This window comes from Sphingomonas sp. KR3-1, from assembly GCF_040049295.1.
In the GTDB taxonomy this organism is placed as follows: Bacteria; Pseudomonadota; Alphaproteobacteria; order Sphingomonadales; family Sphingomonadaceae; genus Sphingomonas.
The window spans coordinates 364,622-381,507 of the sequence record NZ_JBDZDQ010000003.1 but is presented as its reverse complement, the minus strand read 5'-3'; the positions used below and the strand labels follow the sequence as shown (position 1 = coordinate 381,507).

Here is a 16,886-nt window from a genome sequence, read left to right as displayed (position 1 = left end):
GGAGGCTAGCGTGCGTACGGGTCGGTTTCAAATCCGAACCCGCACCCTTTGCCGTCACCCCGGCCTTCGAGCCGGGGTCCCGCTTCTGGCACCATTCGCGATCTGGACCAAAGGCAGCGGGACCCCCGGGTCAAGCCCGGGGTGACGAATGCCTGGATGCTAGTGGCGATCGCGACCCTGATCACGATCTCGCCCATGATCGTCGGGCGTGGCGGTCGGCGACGGGGTGGGGGAGGGCTTCATGCCCGGGCCGCGATGGTCGGCGCGATCCCCGCGCGGAGTGTCGCGGGCATGGTCGCGCGCCTGGTCGGCCTGCTGGTGCTGCTCATGCGCCTTGTCGGCCGCCTCGCTGGCCTCACGGGCGCGATCGGCGTCCGGCGCCTTCGCCTTGCCGTCATGATCGAACTCACGGCTGGGCTTGCCGCCCTGGAAGGCATAGCTGCGGTCGCCCTTCTGCACGAAGAACGGCTTGCTATCGCCGGGGCGGAAATAGGAGACGTCCTTGCCGTCGCGGTCGGCGGTGCGGACGATCTTGCCGCCGCGCGTCCAGGCCCAGCCCTCGCCATAGCGGATGCGCTGGACGTTCTTGCCGTCGCGGATCTCGTCCTCGATCGTGCTGGCGTCATGGAGCGGCGCGGCATCGGCGGCGGCGATGCCGGGCGCGGGCTTGGGCACCGCGGCGACGGTCACCGCAGTCGCGTCATCGGCATCCTCGACCACCGGCGTGTCGTTGAGCGTCGAATCGTCGGGCGCGACGGCATTCTCGACATCGACCGACGCGTTGTCGGTGGTCTTGGGCGCCTGGTTGCACGCGCCGAGCGCAAGCGCCGCGGCCAGCGCGGTGAGGGGAAGGGACTTCAACATACGCATCCTACTCCGTTGTCGCCCACCGTCCCGGCGAGCGCAGCGGAGGTGCAACGCGCGCAGGTCTCCGATTTATCCGCCGAGCAGCGGCTTCCAGTCCCAGCCGAGCGGATCGCCGTCCATCACTTCGACGCCGGCCGCGGCGAGCTCGTCGCGGATCGCGTCCGAACGGGCAAAGTCCTTGGCCGCGCGCGCTTCCTTGCGCTCGACCAGGCGGGCTTCGATCTCCTCGACGGTGGTGGTTGCCGCGACGGGGCGCATGCGCAGGTCCTCGCGCCGCAGCTCGAGCAGCTTCAGGCCCAGCACCGCGTCGAACTCGGCCAGGCCCGCAAGCCGATCCGCGGGCGACAGCGACTTCTCCGCGAGCAGCTCGTCGAGCACCGGCAGCGCGCGCGGCGTGTTGAGATCGTCGGAGACCGCCTCGTCGAGCCGCTTGATCCAGGCGACCGGCGCCACGCCTTCGCCCGCGGCCTTCGCCTTGAGCGCATTCACCGTCATCACCAGCCGCTTGAGCCGGGTCAGCGCCGCGGCGAGGTTCTCCGCCGAGAATTCCAGCTCGCTGCGATACTGGGCCTGGAGGCAGAGCAGTCGATAGGCGAGGGGGTGCACCCCGGCGTCGATCAGCGACTGGAGCGTGGTGAAGCCGCCCTTGGACTTGCTCATCTTGCCCTGGCGATCGACCAGGAAGTTGTTGTGCATCCAGAAATGCGAGCCCGTGTCCGCGCAGCCGCAAAAGGCCTGGTTCTGCGCGATCTCGTTGGGATGGTGAATCTCGCGGTGATCGATGCCGCCGGTATGGATGTCGAACGGTGCGCCCAGATATTTGATGCTCATCACCGAGCATTCCAGGTGCCAGCCCGGCGCGCCGTTGCCCCAGGGGCTGTCCCATTCCATCTGGCGCTGCTCGCCCTCGGGCGACTTGCGCCAGATCGCGAAGTCCTGCGGATGGCGCTTGCCCGCCACCGGATCGATCCGCCCCTCGGCCGCATCGTCCTGGTTGCCGGCGAGGCGGCCATAGTCGGGCACGCTCTTCACGTCGAAATAGAGGCCGCTTTCGAGCTGGTAGCAATGCTCGGGCGCGATCTTCTCGGCAAAGTCGATCATCTCGGCGATGTGATCGGTCGCGACCGACCAGCGTGTGGGCTGGCGGATGTTGAGATCGGCGATGTTGGCCTTGAACGCCGCGGTATAATGCGCGGCGATATCCCAGATGCTCTTCGCCTGGGCCCTGGCCGCCGCTTCCATCTTGTCGTCGCCGGCATCGGCATCGCTGGTCAGATGGCCGACATCGGTGATGTTGATGACGTGGGTGAGGGGATAGCCCTTCCAGCTCAGCACCCGGCTCAGCGTGTCGGTGAAGACATAGGCGCGCAGATTGCCGAGATGGGCATAGTTGTAGACCGTCGGCCCGCACGAATAGACGCGCACGCCCTTGGCAGGGTCGAGCGGATGGAAGGCTTCCAGGCTGCGGGTCAGCGAATTGTAGAGCGTGAGTTGCGCGGTCATGCCGGGCGGCATAGCGCCTCGCGGCGGGGCTGCAACCCTCAGGCCGGCTCGGCCAGCCGCTCCACCGTGTCTTCCAGCGCCGCGCGGACCATCGCGTTCCAGATCGCGGCAGGGTCGTCGCCCGCGGCGCGCCCGGCCTCTGCCATCTGGCGAGTCGGCTCGCGCAGCGTGTGCAGGATCGCCACGGCGCGCTCGATCTCGGCGCGCCAGATCCGCTCGACGATGATGCTCACCGGCTCGTCCGGCCCTTCGGCCGCCTCGCCATTGGGGCTCACCATCTCGGCGGCGATGACGCGCGCGATGCGCTCCACGGGGGAAGTCACGGAAACATCGGTCATAAGCGCTCCTGCGGATTCCCCCCGCGAAACGCGCGTCATCGCGATAGGGTTCAGGCGGCTAGCGCCACGCCGGCCTGGCGGATCAGGCCGCCTCCGCTCGCGCCGCCCGCGACGAGCGGCAGCGCCGTCGCGCAAAAGGCGCATTCGGCGGTCAGCCGGCCGACCACCCAATGCGATCCGCCGCAGCCCGGGCAATAGTTGGTCTGCTCGCTACGATACGCAACGCGGTAGCCCATGAGCGCGTGTCGGATGCCGAAATCGTACATGTCTCGTCTCCCGATAGTCGGAAACTCAACGGTAACGAGTCGCGCTTTGTTCCGGTATCGGGTCGAAACGCCCCCGATAGTCCGTGCAAATCCGTAGATAAGTGGCTCGAAAGCCACACCTTGGCCCGGGCGGAAATGACTTGCGGGAGGCTTGGCGGGGACCGGCATCCTGCTGCGAAACCGGTAGCAAGCTGCTGTTCTTACGTAGAATTCCGTAGCTTACATGAATGTCAGCTAACGAGGGCGTTCAGCATCGCTGCATCGCCCGGCGCCTAGAAGGGGTGCAACGGTGGCGAGGTGCCGCCGCCAGAGAGCGAGAAATGGCAATGAAGAAGACCCTGATCGGCGCCGTGCTGGCTGCCAGCGTGACCCTTGGCGGCATCGCCGCGACTCCGGCCGCGGCGCAGGATCGCTACGGCTATGGCGGCGGCTATGCGCAGGACACTGGGCATCACGACCGCGACTATCGCGGTGACCGGGATTATCGCGGCGACCGCGATTACCGTGGCGACCGCGATTTCCGCGGCCCGCCGCCCCCCGCGCCTTATTATGGCGGCCGCTACGATGGCCCGCGCGGCGACTATTACCGGGAAGACTATCGCGGCTATCGCGGCGACTATCGCCGCTGCAGCTCGGGCACGACTGGCGCGGTGGTGGGCGGCGTGGTCGGCGCGCTGCTCGGCGGCGAGATCGGCCGCGGCAGCTCGTGGCGCGGCCGCAGCGGCACCGGCACGATCATCGGCGCGGGCGCCGGTGCGCTGCTCGGCCGCGAAGTCGAGCGGGGCGGCAACAACTGCTATCGCCGCTAAATCTTTTTGATCCGAAACGGCAAGGGCGCCGGCGAGACGAACTCGCTGGCGCCCTTTGCTTTTTGCTGTGGAGGCCCGAGCCGGAATCGAACCGGCGTGCAAGGATTTGCAGTCCTCTGCGTCACCACTCCGCCATCGGGCCTCGGAGCGAGCGGCGGCAATGCGCAGCTGTTCGCGCGCTGTCAACATTGCAGTGCAAAAATAGCTGCCCGCATGAGCTTGGCGGGGGGTTGCGAAGGCGATACAAGCCGCCCTACATATTCAGTGTATTGCGCAACTAACACGGTTGTGCCAGATATCCGGAGTGATGATGGCTCTTTCGGTCGATTCCGCGCCCGCCGAGACTACCCGTTTCGAGGTGATGCGCCACGCTATGGTTGCCAGCCAGCTGCGCACCAACGCCGTGAACGATGTTCGCATCGTCGAGGCGATGGCCGCGCTGCCGCGTGAGGACTTCCTGCCCGAGGCGCACCGCGAGATCGCCTATCGCGACACGCTGCTGCCGCTCGCCGGCGGCCGCCGCCACAATTCGCCGCTGGCCACCGGCCGGCTGCTCACCGCCGCCGAGGTCCGCCCGACCGACAAGGTCCTGCTGATCGGCGCGACGGGCGGCTATGCCGCCGCGCTGCTCGCCGGTCTCGCCAAGTCGGTGGTCGCCGTCGAGGAGGACGTCGCGCTTGCCGCGCTCGCCCGCACCGCGCTGGCCGCCTATGCCAATGTCGAGCCGGTCGAGGGGCCGTTCGCCGCCGGCCATGCCACGGAAGCGCCCTATGACCTGCTGGTCATCGACGGTGCCGTGGAGGAACTCCCCGCCGCGCTGCTCGCCCAGCTTGCCCCCGGCGCCCGCGTGGTGACCGGCGTCCTCGATCGCGGCGTCACCCGGCTTGCCGCGGGCCGCGTCACCGAGGGCGGCTTCGGCCTGACCGATTTCCTCGACATCGAGTGTGCAGTACTTCCTGGTTTCGAGCGCCTACGAACCTTTCAATTCTGATCTGAAGATGAGGCTCATGCGAATTTCCTCTCTGTTCCTGGGCGCCAGTCTTGTTGCCCTTGCTGCGCCCGCGATGGCGCAGACCACGACCACGCGCGCCGGCACGCAAACGCCGGTGCAGGTCGAGGTCGGCACGACTGCGCCGGCCCAGACCGCGCAGCCGACCACCACGCTGCGCGACGCGCTCGTGCTCGCCTACAACACCAATCCGGAGCTGCAGGGCCAGCGCGCCAACCAGCGCGCCAATGACGAGAATGTGCCGATCGCCAAGGCGGCGGGCCGCCCCGGCCTGAACGGCACGGCCTCGGCCAGCACGAGCCCGTATGACAGCGATTCTTCGCAGGTTAGCCCGACGCGCACCGGCACGGTGGGCCTCAACCTGTCGGTGCCGATCTATACCGGCGGCGCGGTGCGCAATTCGGTGCGCGCCGCCGAGACCCGCGTCGATGCCGGCCTCGCCAGCCTGCGCGGCTCGGAGGCGGACATCTTCACCGATGCCGTCACTGCCTATGTCGACGTGCTCCGCTTCGAGGCGATCGTCCGCCTCAACCAGCAGAACGCACATGTGCTCGAGGTCAACCTCCAGGCGACGCGCGACCGGTTCGAGGTGGGCGACCTGACTCGCACCGACGTCGCCCAGTCGGAAGCGCGCCTCGCGCTCGCCCAGAGCCAGCTGCGCACCGCCGAGGCGAATCTGATCGGCGCGCGCGAGAATTACATCCGCATCATCGGCGCACCGCCGGGCGTGCTCGCCCAGCCACCGGCGCTGCCGGGCATCCCGGTCGACGTGCAGGACGCCGAGCAGATCGCGCTCGCCAACAATCCGAACCTCGAGGCCGCGCAGAAGCAGCGCGATGCCACGCGCTTCGACGTGAACTCGGCCAAGGCATCGCGCATGCCGCAGGTCAGCGTCGGCGTCGGCACCAACTATTACAATTATCTCGGCTCGCTCTCGAGCCAGGCGCGCTCGGTCACCGGTCTCAGCCCGGACGGCGTCTCGACCACGCTCGGCGCCCAGGTGAATCTGCCGATCTTCCAGGGCGGTCGCCCGGCAGCGCAGGTGCGCCAGGCCCAGGCGCGCGAAGCCTCCGCGATCGAGACCGTCACGCTCACCGAGCGCGGCGTGATCGCCCAGGTCCGCTCGGCCTATGCGAGCTACCAGTCGGCGCTGCGCGTGATCGAATCGTCGCGCATCGCGGTCGATGCCAACAAGCTGAGCCTCGAGGGCGTCCGCGCCGAGAACAGCGTCGGCACCCGCACGATCCTCGACATCCTGAATGCCGAGCAGGAACTGCTCAACAGCCAGGTCAACTATGTCACCGCCGAGCGCGATGCCTATGTCGCCGGCTTCTCGCTGCTCGCGGCGATGGGCCGGGCCGAGGCCAATGATCTTAACCTTGATGGCGGGCCGCTCTACGACCCGGGTCTGAACTACAAGCGGGTGAAGAATCGCTGGTCGGACTGGGGCAGCGACCCCGAGCCCCAGGCGGTCGGCACGCGCACCAACCAGACCCCGGCCCAGACGCCGGACGTCTCGACGACCGCGCTCGATCCGGTGCTTCAGCGCAACGATGCCACGCGGCCTGTTGACATTAACCGTAAAAAGCCCTGATTACGCGCCTCCGGGGCTTTTTGGAGTAGCCGGTTGATGGGGGACATCAGTAGCGAGCCGTCGATGGAAGAGATTCTCTCCTCCATCAAGCGCATCATCGCCGAGGAAGGCGATGCTGCCGTTGCGACGCGTGCGCGTCGTGGCGGACGGACGGCGACCACGGTGGCGGAGAAGTCCGCCGCGATCGACGAGATTCTCGAACTGAGCCAACCGGTCGACGACAACGACAGACTGGAGACGCCGACCCCGATGTCGATGGGTTCCCCCACGCCGCCCGAAGCCGCGAAAAAGGCGCCTGCCGTTGCACCTGCAACGGCTGCAGCCCCGGCAGAGCCGATCGTGTCGGACAGCGCCGCCCAGGCCACCCGCGGCCCGCTCGAGGCGCTGTCGCGCATGGTCAAGCCGGCCGAGGCGCCCGAGGCAGTGCACGGCACCGACACGATCGAGGGCCTGGTCCGCGCGATGCTCAAGCCGATGCTGAGCGAGTGGCTCGACGCCAACCTGCCGCGGCTGGTCGAAGACATGGTCGCCAAGGAAATCTCGCGGATCACCGGCCGGCAGTAACGAAATTCCCCTCCCTGCAAGGGAGGGGCTAGGGGTGAAATAGAAAAGGTCGGGCTCGATGCCCGGCCTTTTCTGTTTCACTGCCGGTTCTGTTTCACTGGCCGGCTGGCCGGGCTCGCTGACGCGCGCAACCCACTCCCACCCCTCCCTTGCAGGGAGGGCAGTTGGTGCTATCGTCACCCCCATGAAGCACATCCTGCTCGCGGGCGTCGCGCTCGCTTCCGCCGCCGCGCCTGCCTTCGCGCGTGACCTCACCATCCAGGACGTCGCCACCCTGTCGCGCGTCGGCGCTCCCTCGGTGTCGCCCGGCGGGCACTGGCTCGTCTGGCAGCAGCGCGAGACCGACCTCGCCGCCAACAAGGGCCGCTACGACCTCTGGCGCCTCGACCTGACCGTGAAGGGCGCCAAGCCCGAGAAGCTGGTCGCGGAAGCCGACGTCAACGAGACGGCCCCGCAATTCTCCGCCGACGGCAAGACCGTGTGGTTCCAGTCGGACAAGGGCGGCGACGATGCCGTATGGAGCGTCGCCGTCACCGGCGGCGCCCCCGTCCAGCTCACCCATATCCCGGGCGGGTTCAGCGGCTTCAAGGTCTCGCCCGACGGTACCAAGCTGCTCGTCTGGGCCGATCGCAAGCCCGGCGCGCCCAGCCTCGAGCCGGCGATGGTCAAGAAGGACCCGAACGCCGGGGTGGGCCGCACCTATGACCAGCTCTTCATCCGCCACTGGGACACCTGGTCGAACGGCGAGCGCTCGCAGCTCTTCGTGCTGCCCTTCGGCCCGCAGGGCGCGACCGGCAACGGCACGCCGATCGAAGGCGGCCTGATCGGCGATGCGCCGTCCAAGCCGTTCGGCGGCGGCGAGGAGCTTTCGTGGAGCGCGGACAGCAAGACCGTCTATTTCGCGCTGCGCGAAGCGGGTCGGATCGAGCCCAAATCGACCAATCTCGACATCTTCGCCGCGCCCGCGGACGGCTCCTCGGCGCCGGTGAACCTGACCAAGGCGAACGAGGGGATGGACAATCTCCCCACCGTCTCGCCCGACGGCAAGTGGCTCGCCTATTTCTCGATGGCGCGCGCCACCTATGAGGCCGACCGCCAGGTCCTCCAGCTGCGCAACCTCGCCACCGGCGAAGTGAAGGCGCTGACCCAGGCCTGGGACCGCTCGGTCGGCTCGATCGCCTGGTCGCCCGATTCGAAGACCATCTACGTCACGGCCGAGGACACGCAGGAAACTCCGATCTGGTCGGTCGACCCGAAGACCGGCAAGGTCGCGCGGCTCACCCAGATCGGCAACGTCTCGGCGGTGGTGCCGACCAAGGGCGGCATCGTCTATTCGATGAACAGCCTCACCGCGCCGGACGATTTCTATGCGCTGAAGGGCAAGACCAACACGCAGCTCACCGCGGTGAACGCCGAGAAGCTGGCCGGCATCCCGATGCCCAAGGTCGAGCGCTTCAGCTTCACCGGCGCCAACAACGACACCGTCTGGGGCTATTCCGTGAAGCCCGCCGGGCTGGCCGAGGGCCAGAAGGCGCCGATCGCCTTCATCGTCCATGGCGGACCGCAGGGATCGAGCAACAACAGCTGGTCCTGGCGCTGGAACCCTGCGGTGTTCGCCGGCGCCGGCTATGCGGTGGTCGCCGTCGATTTCCACGGCTCGACCGGCTACGGCCAGGCCTTCACCGATGCGATCCGCAACAATTGGGGCGGCTGGCCGCTCGAGGACCTGCAAAAGGGCCTCAAGGCCGCGACCGACAAATTCTCGTACCTCGATGCCGACAATGCCTGCGCGCTCGGCGCCTCGTACGGCGGCTACATGATGAACTGGATCGAGGGGAACTGGCCGGACCGGTTCAAGTGCATCGTCCAGCATGACGGCGTGTTCGACGCGCGCGCCATGGCCTATGAGACCGAGGAGCTGTGGTTCGACGAGTGGGAACATGGCGGCAAGGCCTATTTCGAGGACCCCGCCGCGTTCGAGAAGTGGAACCCGGTCAACCACGTCACCGCCTGGAAGACCCCGCAGCTGGTGATCACCAGCGAGAAGGACTTCCGCATCCCCTATACCCAGGGCCTGGCGGCGTTCACCGCGCTCCAGCGCAAGGACATCCCGTCCAAGCTGCTGGTGTTCCCGGACGAGAACCACTGGGTGCTCAAGCCGAAGAACTCGATGCAGTGGTACGGCACCGTGCTGGGCTGGCTCGACCAGTACACCAAGCCGGCCAGGTAAGCCCGTCGCCGTCACTCCGCGCGCGCGGAGTGACGGCCCGGCTCAGCCGAGCAGCAGCGAGGCGCCGAGCCCCGCCGCCAGCGACGGCCACAGCATCATCAGGATGCCGGTCAGGCTGACCAGGAATACCAGCGTGCGCACCACCGGCACGCCGGCGGCATAGAGCGGCAGATAGACGATCCGCCCGCCGAGCCAGAGCAGCGCGCCCAGCTCGGTCCATATCGTCTGCTTGCCCGTGAAGCACAGCGCCACCACCGCGACGATCGCCAGCGGGAAGGTCTCGAAGAAGTTCGCCTGCGCGCGCACCAGGCGGCCGACGATCGGCTGGGCAGGGGGCAGGCTCTCGTCGCGCGCGCCGACATTCCACTTGGTGCCATATTGCCGCGTCTTCACATGCGCCGCCGCGAAGATGTGTACGAGCGCCAGCACGCAACCCCAAACGAGCACGGTGATTTCCAGCCGCATCATGTCTCTATCTCCCCAGACAGGTCGTTACGCATTTGTATCAACAACCATCGCCCTCCGCGACTTTTGTATCGACCCGGGCCCCGGCTCGCCGCTAAAGCCGCTCGATCATGAGCGAACTCCCCAAGACCTTCGACCCCGCCGAACTCGAATCCCGCTGGTACCAGCATTGGGAAAGCAACGGCCTGTTCCGTCCCGCGCGTGACGGCGCCGATCCCTGGACGCTGGTCAACCCGCCGCCCAACGTGACGGGCAGCCTGCATATCGGCCATGCGCTCGACAACACGCTGCAGGACATCCTGGTCCGCCACGCCCGCCTGAAGGGCAAGGACGCGCGCTGGGTGGTCGGCACCGATCATGCGGGCATCGCGACGCAGATGGTCGTCGAGCGCCAGCTCAACGCCAGGCAGCAGAAGCGCATCGACTTCACGCGCGAGGAGTTCGTCGCGAAGGTCTGGGAGTGGAAGGAAGAGAGCGGCGGCGAGATCACGCAGCAGCTCCGCCGCCTCGGCTGCTCGATGGACTGGTCCGAAGAGCGCTTCACCATGGACGAGGGCTTCTCCAAGGCCGTGCTCAAGGTGTTCGTCGAACTCTACAACACGGTGAAGCCTGACGGCTCCCGAATGCTCTACCGCGACAAGCGCCTGGTGAACTGGGATCCGGGCCTCGGCACCGCGATCAGCGACCTCGAGGTCGAGACCAAGGAGGTCAAGGGCAGCTTCTGGCACCTGAAATACCCGCTCGCCGACGGCTCGGGCTTCATCGAGGTCGCCACCACGCGCCCCGAGACGATGCTCGCCGACATGGCCGTAGCGGTGAATGCCGAGGACACGCGCTACACCGATCTGGTCGGCAAGATGGTCAAGCTGCCGATCACCGGGCGGCTGATCCCGATCGTCACCGACGAGCATGCCGATCCCGAGCTCGGCTCGGGTGCGGTCAAGATCACGCCGGGGCATGACTTTAACGACTTCGAGGTCGGCCGCCGCGCCGGGATTGAGGCGCGCGACATGCTCAACATGCTCGACGCCAAGGCGCGCATCGCCCAGACCAGCGACGGGCTGATCCCCGCCGAACTGCTCGGGCTCGACCGGTTCGAGGCGCGCAAGCTCGTGGTCGCGCGGCTGAAGGAAGAGGGCTTCCTGATCCCGCATGTCGATAAGGACGGCGAGGAGCACGACGCCGAGCCGCGCACGATCGCGACTCCGTTCGGCGATCGCTCGGGCGACGTGATCGAGCCCTGGCTGACCGATCAATGGTATGTCGACGCGGCGACGCTGGCCAAGCCGGCGATCGAGGCGGTCCGCTCGGGCGCGACCAAGATCGTGCCGAAGAGCTGGGAAAAGACCTATTTCAACTGGATGGAGAACATCCAGCCCTGGTGCGTGAGCCGGCAGTTGTGGTGGGGGCATCGGATTCCGGCGTGGTTCGGGCCGTCGTGGGATGGTGAATCGCTTGCGTTCAATGACGCATCCGGTCGGTTGGAAGGCAATTGGACCTTCGTTGCCGAAGAGGAGGCCGAAATTCGCCGAGAGGCAGCCGCGCGGTATGGTTTTCGCGAAGACAGCATCGAGCTTTTTGACAATTTTTCAGAGGCTATGGAGGCCTTTGCTCGCAATCCACGTGTCGGTTGGGTGCCGCTATGGCGTGATCCCGACGTCCTCGACACCTGGTTCTCCTCGGCGCTCTGGCCCTTCGCGACGATGGGTTGGCCGGAGAACCCGGATCCCACGCTCGGCGGGCGCTACCCCAACGACGTGCTGATCTCGGGCTTCGACATCCTGTTCTTCTGGGATGCCCGGATGATGATGCAGGGCCTGCAGTTCATGAAGGCGGTGCCGTTCAAGACGCTGTACCTCCACGGCCTGGTCCGCGCCGCGGACGGGCAGAAGATGTCCAAGTCGAAGGGCAATGTCGTCAATCCGCTCGGGCTGATCGACAGCTACGGCGCCGATGCGCTGCGCTTCTTCATGGCGGCGATGGAAAGCCAGGGCCGCGACATCAAGATGGATGAGCGCCGGATCGAGGGCTATCGCAACTTCGCGACCAAGCTGTGGAACGCCGCGCGCTTCGCCCAGTCGAACGGCATCGGCGCCTCGACCACGCTCGAGCCGCCCGCGGCCGAGCTGGCGGTCAACCGCTGGATCATCGCCGAGACGGTCGCTACCGTGCAGGCGCTCGACCTGGCGCTGGCCGACCTGCGCTTCGACGAGGCGGCGAACACGATCTACCAGTTCGTCTGGAGCCGCTTCTGCGACTGGTATCTCGAGCTGATCAAGCCGACGCTTCAAACCGCGGAAGTCGCGGATGCCGATCAGGGCGGCAACTCCATCCCGGAAACCCGCGCGGTCGCCGGCTGGGCGCTCGACCAGATCCTGGTGATGCTCCACCCGTTCATGCCCTTCATCACCGAAGAGCTGTGGTCGAAGATGGGCCCGCGCGAGCATGAACTGATCGTCGCCAAGTGGCCGATGGCCGATGCCCGCGCGCTCGATCCCTCGGCCGCGCAGGAGATCGACTGGCTGATCCGGCTGGTCAGCGAGATCCGCGCCGCGCGCACCGAGCTCAACGTGCCCCCGGGCGCGCGCCTGCCGATCTTCGTCCGCGACGCCTCGGCGGAAACCAGCGCGCGCCTGGAGCGCCAACAGGCGGCGCTCGCCCGCCTGGCGCGCGTCGATCAGGCCTCGGGCGAAGTCCCCGCCGGCGGCTCGCTCCAGATCGTCGTCGACAAGGCGACCTTCGTGGTGCCGCTCGGCGACGTGGTCGATATCGATGCCGAGAAGACCCGTCTCGCCAAGGCGATCGCCGCGGCGGAGAAGGAGCGTGACGGCCTCGCGGGGCGGCTCAATAATCCGAGCTTCGTCGAGCGGGCCAAGCCGGAAGCGGTCGAGAAGGCCCGTGCCGATCATGCCGAAAAGGCGGCCGAGGCCGAGCGGTTGAGCGCGGCGCTGGCGCGGCTGGGTTGATTTAGTTCGTCATCCCCGCACAGGCGGGGATCCAGAGCCAAGGGCGTTGCGCTTGTGACCCTGGATCCCCGCCTTCGCGGGGATGACGGTTTCTGAAACGGGGAACAAACCCGTAGGGGGAGGGGTCTAAGCCACCATGCCAGCACCGCGTCACGATCTCACCCAGGGCCCGATCAGCCGCACCCTGCTGCTCTTCGCGCTGCCCACGCTGGGCTCGAACATCCTCCAGTCGCTGAACGGGTCGATCAACTCGATCTGGGTCGGCCGCTTCCTGGGTGAGCAGGCGCTGGCGGCGACCAGCAACGCCAACATCATCATGTTCCTGATGTTCTCGGCGGTGTTCGGCTTCGGCATGGCCGCGACGATCCTGATCGGTCAGTCGATGGGCCGCCACGATGTCGAGGCCGCACGCCGCGCCTTCGGCTCGGCGATCGGGCTGGTGATGGGCGGCGCGGTGGTGATCGCGATCCTCGGTTGGCTGTTCGCCCCGCAGATCCTCCGCCTCCTCGCCACGCCGGGCGAGGCGCAGGACATGGCGCGCGACTATCTGCGTGTCATCTTCCTAGGGCTGCCATTCTCGATGCTCGGCGTGCTCATCCAGATGAGCCTGCGCGGCACCGGCGATTCGATCACCCCGCTTTGGTTCATGGTGCTGAGCGTCGCGATCGATTCAAGCTTCAACCCGCTGCTGATCGAAGGCATCGGCCCGTTCCCGCGCATGGGCATCGCCGGCTCGGCGACCGCGACCCTGCTCGCCGGCATCACCTCGTCGCTCGGCCTGCTGATCTATGTCTATTGGCGCGACCTGCCGATCCGCCTGCGCGGCCCGGAGCTGCGCTACCTGCTCCCCGAAAAGGCGCTGGTCCGCACGATCGTCGCCAAGGGGCTGCCGATGGGCGCGCAGATGCTGGTGATGTCGACCGCGGGCCTGACGATGATCGGCCTGGTCAACCGGCTCGGCGTCGATACCGCCGCGGCCTATGCCGTCTCGCAGCAGCTGTGGACCTATATCCAGATGCCGGCGATGGCGATAGGCGTCGCCGTCTCGAGCATGGCCGCGCAGAATATCGGCGCGGGCAAATGGGAGCGGGTGGGGGCGATCACCCGTGCCGGCCTGACCTACAACACCGCGATCACCCTGGTCGTGATCGGCGCGATCATCCTGTTCGACCGCCCGGTGATGGCGCTGTTCGTCGGCGGCGATTCGCCCGCCATCCCGATCGCCCGCCACATCCAGCTGCTCGCCAGCTGGACCTTCGTGATGTTCGGCGCGACGATGGTGCTGTTCTCCACCGTCCGCGCCAATGGCGCGACGATCCCGCCGCTGGTCATCCTGGCGATCACGCTCTTCCCGATCCGCTTCGGCTTCGCGGTGCTCGGCCAGCGCTGGTTCGGCCCGGACGCGCTGTGGATCGCCTTCCCGATCGGATCCGCCTGCTCGCTCGCGCTGGCGGCGCTCTATTATCGCCACGGCAATTGGCGCAAGCAGGTGCTGGCGGTGCCGCCCGAGCCGACCGAGGTGGAGGAAGAGGCGCAGGCCACCAGCGAACCCGCGGGGCGCTTGCAACCCAATTGCTGAGGGCGCATCAGCGCCTCCATGAGCCAGTATCCCGCCCTCCGCCTCCGCCGCACCCGTGCCTCCGAGTGGAGCCGCCGGATGCATGCCGAGACCGTCCTCACCCCCGCCAACCTGATCTGGCCGCTGTTCGTCACCGAAGGCGAGGCGGAGGAGCCGATCGCCGCGCTTCCCGGCGTGTCGCGCTGGGGGCTGAACGGCATCGTCGCCCGCGCCCGCGAGGCCCGCGACCTCGGAATCCCGTGCCTGGCGCTGTTCCCCAACACCCCGCGCGAACTGCGCACCGAGGATGGCCGTGAGGCGCTCAACCCCGACAATCTGATGTGCCGCGCGATTCGAGCGATCAAGGATGCGGTGCCCGATATCGGCATCCTCACCGACGTCGCGCTCGACCCCTATACCGCGCACGGCCATGACGGCGTCGTCGATGCCCAGGGCTATGTCCTCAACGACGAGACCAGCGCGGTGCTGGTCGACCAGGCACTGCTCCAGGCCGAGGCGGGATCGGACATCGTCGCCCCGTCGGACATGATGGACGGCCGCGTCGGCGCGATCCGCGGCGCGCTCGAGGCGAACGGCCACGTCAACGTCCAGATCATGGCCTATGCCGCGAAGTACGCCTCGGGCTTCTATGGCCCGTTTCGCGACGCGGTCGGCTCGCGCGGGCTGCTCAAGGGCGACAAGAAGACCTATCAGATGGACCCGGCCAATGCCGAGGAAGCGCTGCGCGAAGTCGCGCTCGACATCGCCGAGGGCGCCGACAGCGTGATGGTCAAGCCCGGGCTTCCCTATCTCGACATCATCCTGCGCGTGAAAAGCGAGTTCCAGGTGCCCGTGTTCGCGTACCAGGTGAGCGGCGAATATGCGATGATCGAGGCCGCCGCCGCGGCAGGGGCAGGGGACCGCGACGCGCTGGTGCTCGAGACGCTGATGGCCTTCCGCCGCGCCGGCTGCTCGGGCGTGCTGACCTATCATGCGCCGCTGGCGGCGAAGCTGTTGGGCTGATCTTCCTCTCCCATCGGGGAGAGAGCCGGGGAGAGGGGCAAGAACATGATCGAAACACCACGTCTGCTCCTCCGCCCCTGGCGCGAGGCGGACAAGCCGGCCTTCCACGCGCTGGTCAACACGCCGGCGATGATGGCGCATTTCGGCGGGCCTGTGCCGCAGGCCAGGCATGACGCGATCCTCGACAAGCAGATCGCCCAGCAGGAGCGCTACGGCCATTGCATGTGGGCGGTCGAATTGCGCGAGACCGGCGAGCTCGCCGGGGTCTGCGGCGTCCGCATCGGCGGCCATCCGGACACGCCGGTGCCCGAGGAGCTCGAGATCGGCTGGCGGATCGGCGAGAAATTCTGGGGGCAGGGCATCGCGCGCGAGGCGGCGGAGGCGAGCCTCGCCTGGGGCTGGGCCAACACCGATCGCCCGCGCATCGCCGCCTGGACGGTGATCGGCAACACGCGCAGCTGGGGCCTGATGGAGCGGCTCGGCATGCGGCGGCGCGCCGATCTCGATTTCCGCCACCCCGACTATGCCCCCGAAGACCCCGTCGGCGCGATGATCGTCTACGCGATCGACCGCCCGGCATGATCGAGACCGCCCGCCTGCGCCTGCGCCCCTGGCAGCGCGAGGACCGTCCGGCGTTCGAGCGGTTCAATACCGAGGCGATGATGCGCTATCTGGGCGGCGTCCATGCGCCTGCACGCGTCGATGCGATGTTCGAACGGCGCCTCGCCGACCAGGCCCGCGACGGGCATTGCTACTGGGCGGTCGAACACAAGGATTCCGGAGCGCTGGTCGCCACCTGCGGCATCCGCATCGCTTCGAACTACCCAGCCGAGGTGCCGGTCGCCGGCATGCACGAGATCGGCTGGCGCGTCGCCGAGGCGCATTGGGGCAAGGGCTATGCGCGCGAAGCGGCCGAAGCGAGCATCGCCTGGGCCTGGACGAACCTCGACGCGCCTGCGATCGGCGCCTGGACGACGCAGCTCAACGTCCCGAGCTGGCGCCTGATGGAGCGGCTGGGCATGGCGCGTCGGCCGGATCTCGATTTCCACCATCAGGATCATCCGCCCGGCGCCCCGCTTGGCGCGATGATCGTGTACGCGCTGGAGCGCCCGCAATGATCGAGACCGAACGCCTGATCCTCCGCCGCTGGCAGGAGCGCGACCGCCCGGCCTGGCATGCGATGGGCCGGGATCCCGCGGTGATGGAATTCCTCGGCCCGCCGCTCACCCCGGAAGCTGCCGATGCTGCGATGGAACGCCAGAACGCCCTGATCGACAGCATCGGCCACGCCTTCTGGGCGGTCGAGCGCCGGGAAGACGGCGCGTTCCTCGGCTTTTGCGGGCTCAAGCCCGGCCCCGAGGGGACGCCGCTGTTCGGCGAGACCGAGATCGGCTGGCGGTTCGCCCCGGGATATTGGGGCAAGGGCTATGCGCGCGAAGCGGCGCAGGCGAGCCTCGACTGGGCCTGGGCCCGGCTCGACGCCGCCACGGTCGCGGCGATGACCGTGCCTGGCAACACGCGCAGCTGGGGGCTGATGGAGCGCCTCGGCATGGTGCGCGTTCCGGAACAGGATTTCATCCACCCGATGGCGCCCGAATGGCTGAACCCGCACATCACCTATCGGATCGCCCGGCCTGGCGCTTCGGCCGTTCATCTGCGCGCAAGCCCCGCGGGCTAAGCGGGGTCGGGGGAGG

At 67.7% G+C, this 16,886-nt stretch carries 16 protein-coding genes and 1 tRNA gene; 11 read left to right on the top strand and 6 right to left on the bottom strand.

From position 1 onward, the window contains the following. Positions 1 to 159: 159 nt before the first annotated feature. The 4 genes from ABLE38_RS17740 to ABLE38_RS17725 all read right to left on the bottom strand — a co-directional run bounded on the left by ABLE38_RS17740 (position 160) and on the right by ABLE38_RS17725 (position 2,974). Positions 160 to 861, bottom strand: a complete 702-nt coding sequence (locus tag ABLE38_RS17740) for a hypothetical protein (protein WP_348975576.1) — start codon at positions 859 to 861, stop codon at positions 160 to 162. Positions 862 to 936: 75 nt separating this feature from the next. Continuing rightward, positions 937 to 2,370, bottom strand: a complete 1,434-nt coding sequence (cysS, locus tag ABLE38_RS17735) for a cysteine--tRNA ligase (protein ID WP_348975575.1) — start codon at positions 2,368 to 2,370, stop codon at positions 937 to 939. Positions 2,371 to 2,408: 38 nt separating this feature from the next. Continuing rightward, positions 2,409 to 2,708 (bottom strand): hypothetical protein, encoded by a 300-nt coding sequence (locus ABLE38_RS17730; RefSeq protein ID WP_348975574.1) that lies wholly within the window; start codon positions 2,706 to 2,708, stop codon positions 2,409 to 2,411. 50 nt (positions 2,709 to 2,758) lie between these two features. Then, a complete protein-coding gene (locus ABLE38_RS17725; protein ID WP_348975573.1) occupies positions 2,759 to 2,974 on the bottom strand; it encodes a hypothetical protein in 216 nt (71 codons plus the stop codon). Positions 2,975 to 3,300: 326 nt separating this feature from the next. Between ABLE38_RS17725 and ABLE38_RS17720 the strand changes: the two genes are divergently transcribed. Then, a complete protein-coding gene (locus ABLE38_RS17720) occupies positions 3,301 to 3,783 on the top strand; it encodes a glycine zipper 2TM domain-containing protein (protein ID WP_348975572.1) in 483 nt (160 codons plus the stop codon). 68 nt (positions 3,784 to 3,851) lie between these two features. Here ABLE38_RS17720 and ABLE38_RS17715 read toward each other — a convergent pair. Then, positions 3,852 to 3,925 (bottom strand) — tRNA-Cys (locus tag ABLE38_RS17715). A 165-nt stretch (positions 3,926 to 4,090) separates the two neighbouring features. Between ABLE38_RS17715 and ABLE38_RS17710 the strand changes: the two genes are divergently transcribed. The 4 genes from ABLE38_RS17710 to ABLE38_RS17695 all read left to right on the top strand — a co-directional run bounded on the left by ABLE38_RS17710 (position 4,091) and on the right by ABLE38_RS17695 (position 9,180). Further along, positions 4,091 to 4,774, top strand: coding sequence for a protein-L-isoaspartate O-methyltransferase (locus ABLE38_RS17710; protein WP_348975571.1), 684 nt, complete (start codon positions 4,091 to 4,093; stop codon positions 4,772 to 4,774). A 73-nt stretch (positions 4,775 to 4,847) separates the two neighbouring features. Then, on the top strand, positions 4,848 to 6,386 hold the full coding sequence (locus tag ABLE38_RS17705; RefSeq protein ID WP_348975570.1) for a TolC family outer membrane protein: 1,539 nt from the start codon (positions 4,848 to 4,850) through the stop codon (positions 6,384 to 6,386). 36 nt (positions 6,387 to 6,422) lie between these two features. Then, a complete protein-coding gene (locus ABLE38_RS17700) occupies positions 6,423 to 6,950 on the top strand; it encodes a DUF2497 domain-containing protein (protein ID WP_348975569.1) in 528 nt (175 codons plus the stop codon). Positions 6,951 to 7,134: 184 nt separating this feature from the next. Further along, positions 7,135 to 9,180, top strand: a complete 2,046-nt coding sequence (locus tag ABLE38_RS17695) for a S9 family peptidase (RefSeq protein ID WP_348975568.1) — start codon at positions 7,135 to 7,137, stop codon at positions 9,178 to 9,180. Between the two features lie 42 nt (positions 9,181 to 9,222). On the opposite strand, the gene ABLE38_RS17690 is transcribed toward ABLE38_RS17695, so the two are convergent. After that, complete coding sequence (locus ABLE38_RS17690) at positions 9,223 to 9,645, bottom strand: MAPEG family protein (RefSeq protein ID WP_348975844.1); 423 nt, start codon at positions 9,643 to 9,645, stop codon at positions 9,223 to 9,225. Between the two features lie 110 nt (positions 9,646 to 9,755). Between ABLE38_RS17690 and ABLE38_RS17685 the strand changes: the two genes are divergently transcribed. The 6 genes from ABLE38_RS17685 to ABLE38_RS17660 all read left to right on the top strand — a co-directional run bounded on the left by ABLE38_RS17685 (position 9,756) and on the right by ABLE38_RS17660 (position 16,870). Further along, positions 9,756 to 12,611, top strand: coding sequence for a valine--tRNA ligase (locus tag ABLE38_RS17685; RefSeq protein WP_348975567.1), 2,856 nt, complete (start codon positions 9,756 to 9,758; stop codon positions 12,609 to 12,611). A gap of 136 nt (positions 12,612 to 12,747) precedes the next feature. Beyond that, entirely contained in the window at positions 12,748 to 14,190 is a 1,443-nt protein-coding gene (locus ABLE38_RS17680) for an MATE family efflux transporter (RefSeq protein WP_348975566.1), read from the top strand. 18 nt (positions 14,191 to 14,208) lie between these two features. Then, complete coding sequence (gene hemB / locus ABLE38_RS17675) at positions 14,209 to 15,192, top strand: porphobilinogen synthase (RefSeq protein WP_348975565.1); 984 nt, start codon at positions 14,209 to 14,211, stop codon at positions 15,190 to 15,192. A gap of 45 nt (positions 15,193 to 15,237) precedes the next feature. Beyond that, positions 15,238 to 15,774: a GNAT family N-acetyltransferase gene (locus ABLE38_RS17670; RefSeq protein WP_348975564.1), complete on the top strand. Its 537-nt coding sequence runs from the start codon at positions 15,238 to 15,240 to the stop codon at positions 15,772 to 15,774. Then, positions 15,771 to 16,310 (top strand): GNAT family N-acetyltransferase, encoded by a 540-nt coding sequence (locus tag ABLE38_RS17665; RefSeq protein WP_348975563.1) that lies wholly within the window; start codon positions 15,771 to 15,773, stop codon positions 16,308 to 16,310. Before ABLE38_RS17670 ends, ABLE38_RS17665 begins: the two co-directional genes overlap by 4 nt. Then, positions 16,307 to 16,870, top strand: a complete 564-nt coding sequence (locus tag ABLE38_RS17660; protein WP_348975562.1) for a GNAT family N-acetyltransferase — start codon at positions 16,307 to 16,309, stop codon at positions 16,868 to 16,870. The genes ABLE38_RS17665 and ABLE38_RS17660 overlap by 4 nt, the downstream gene beginning before the upstream one ends. Positions 16,871 to 16,886: the final 16 nt, after the last annotated feature.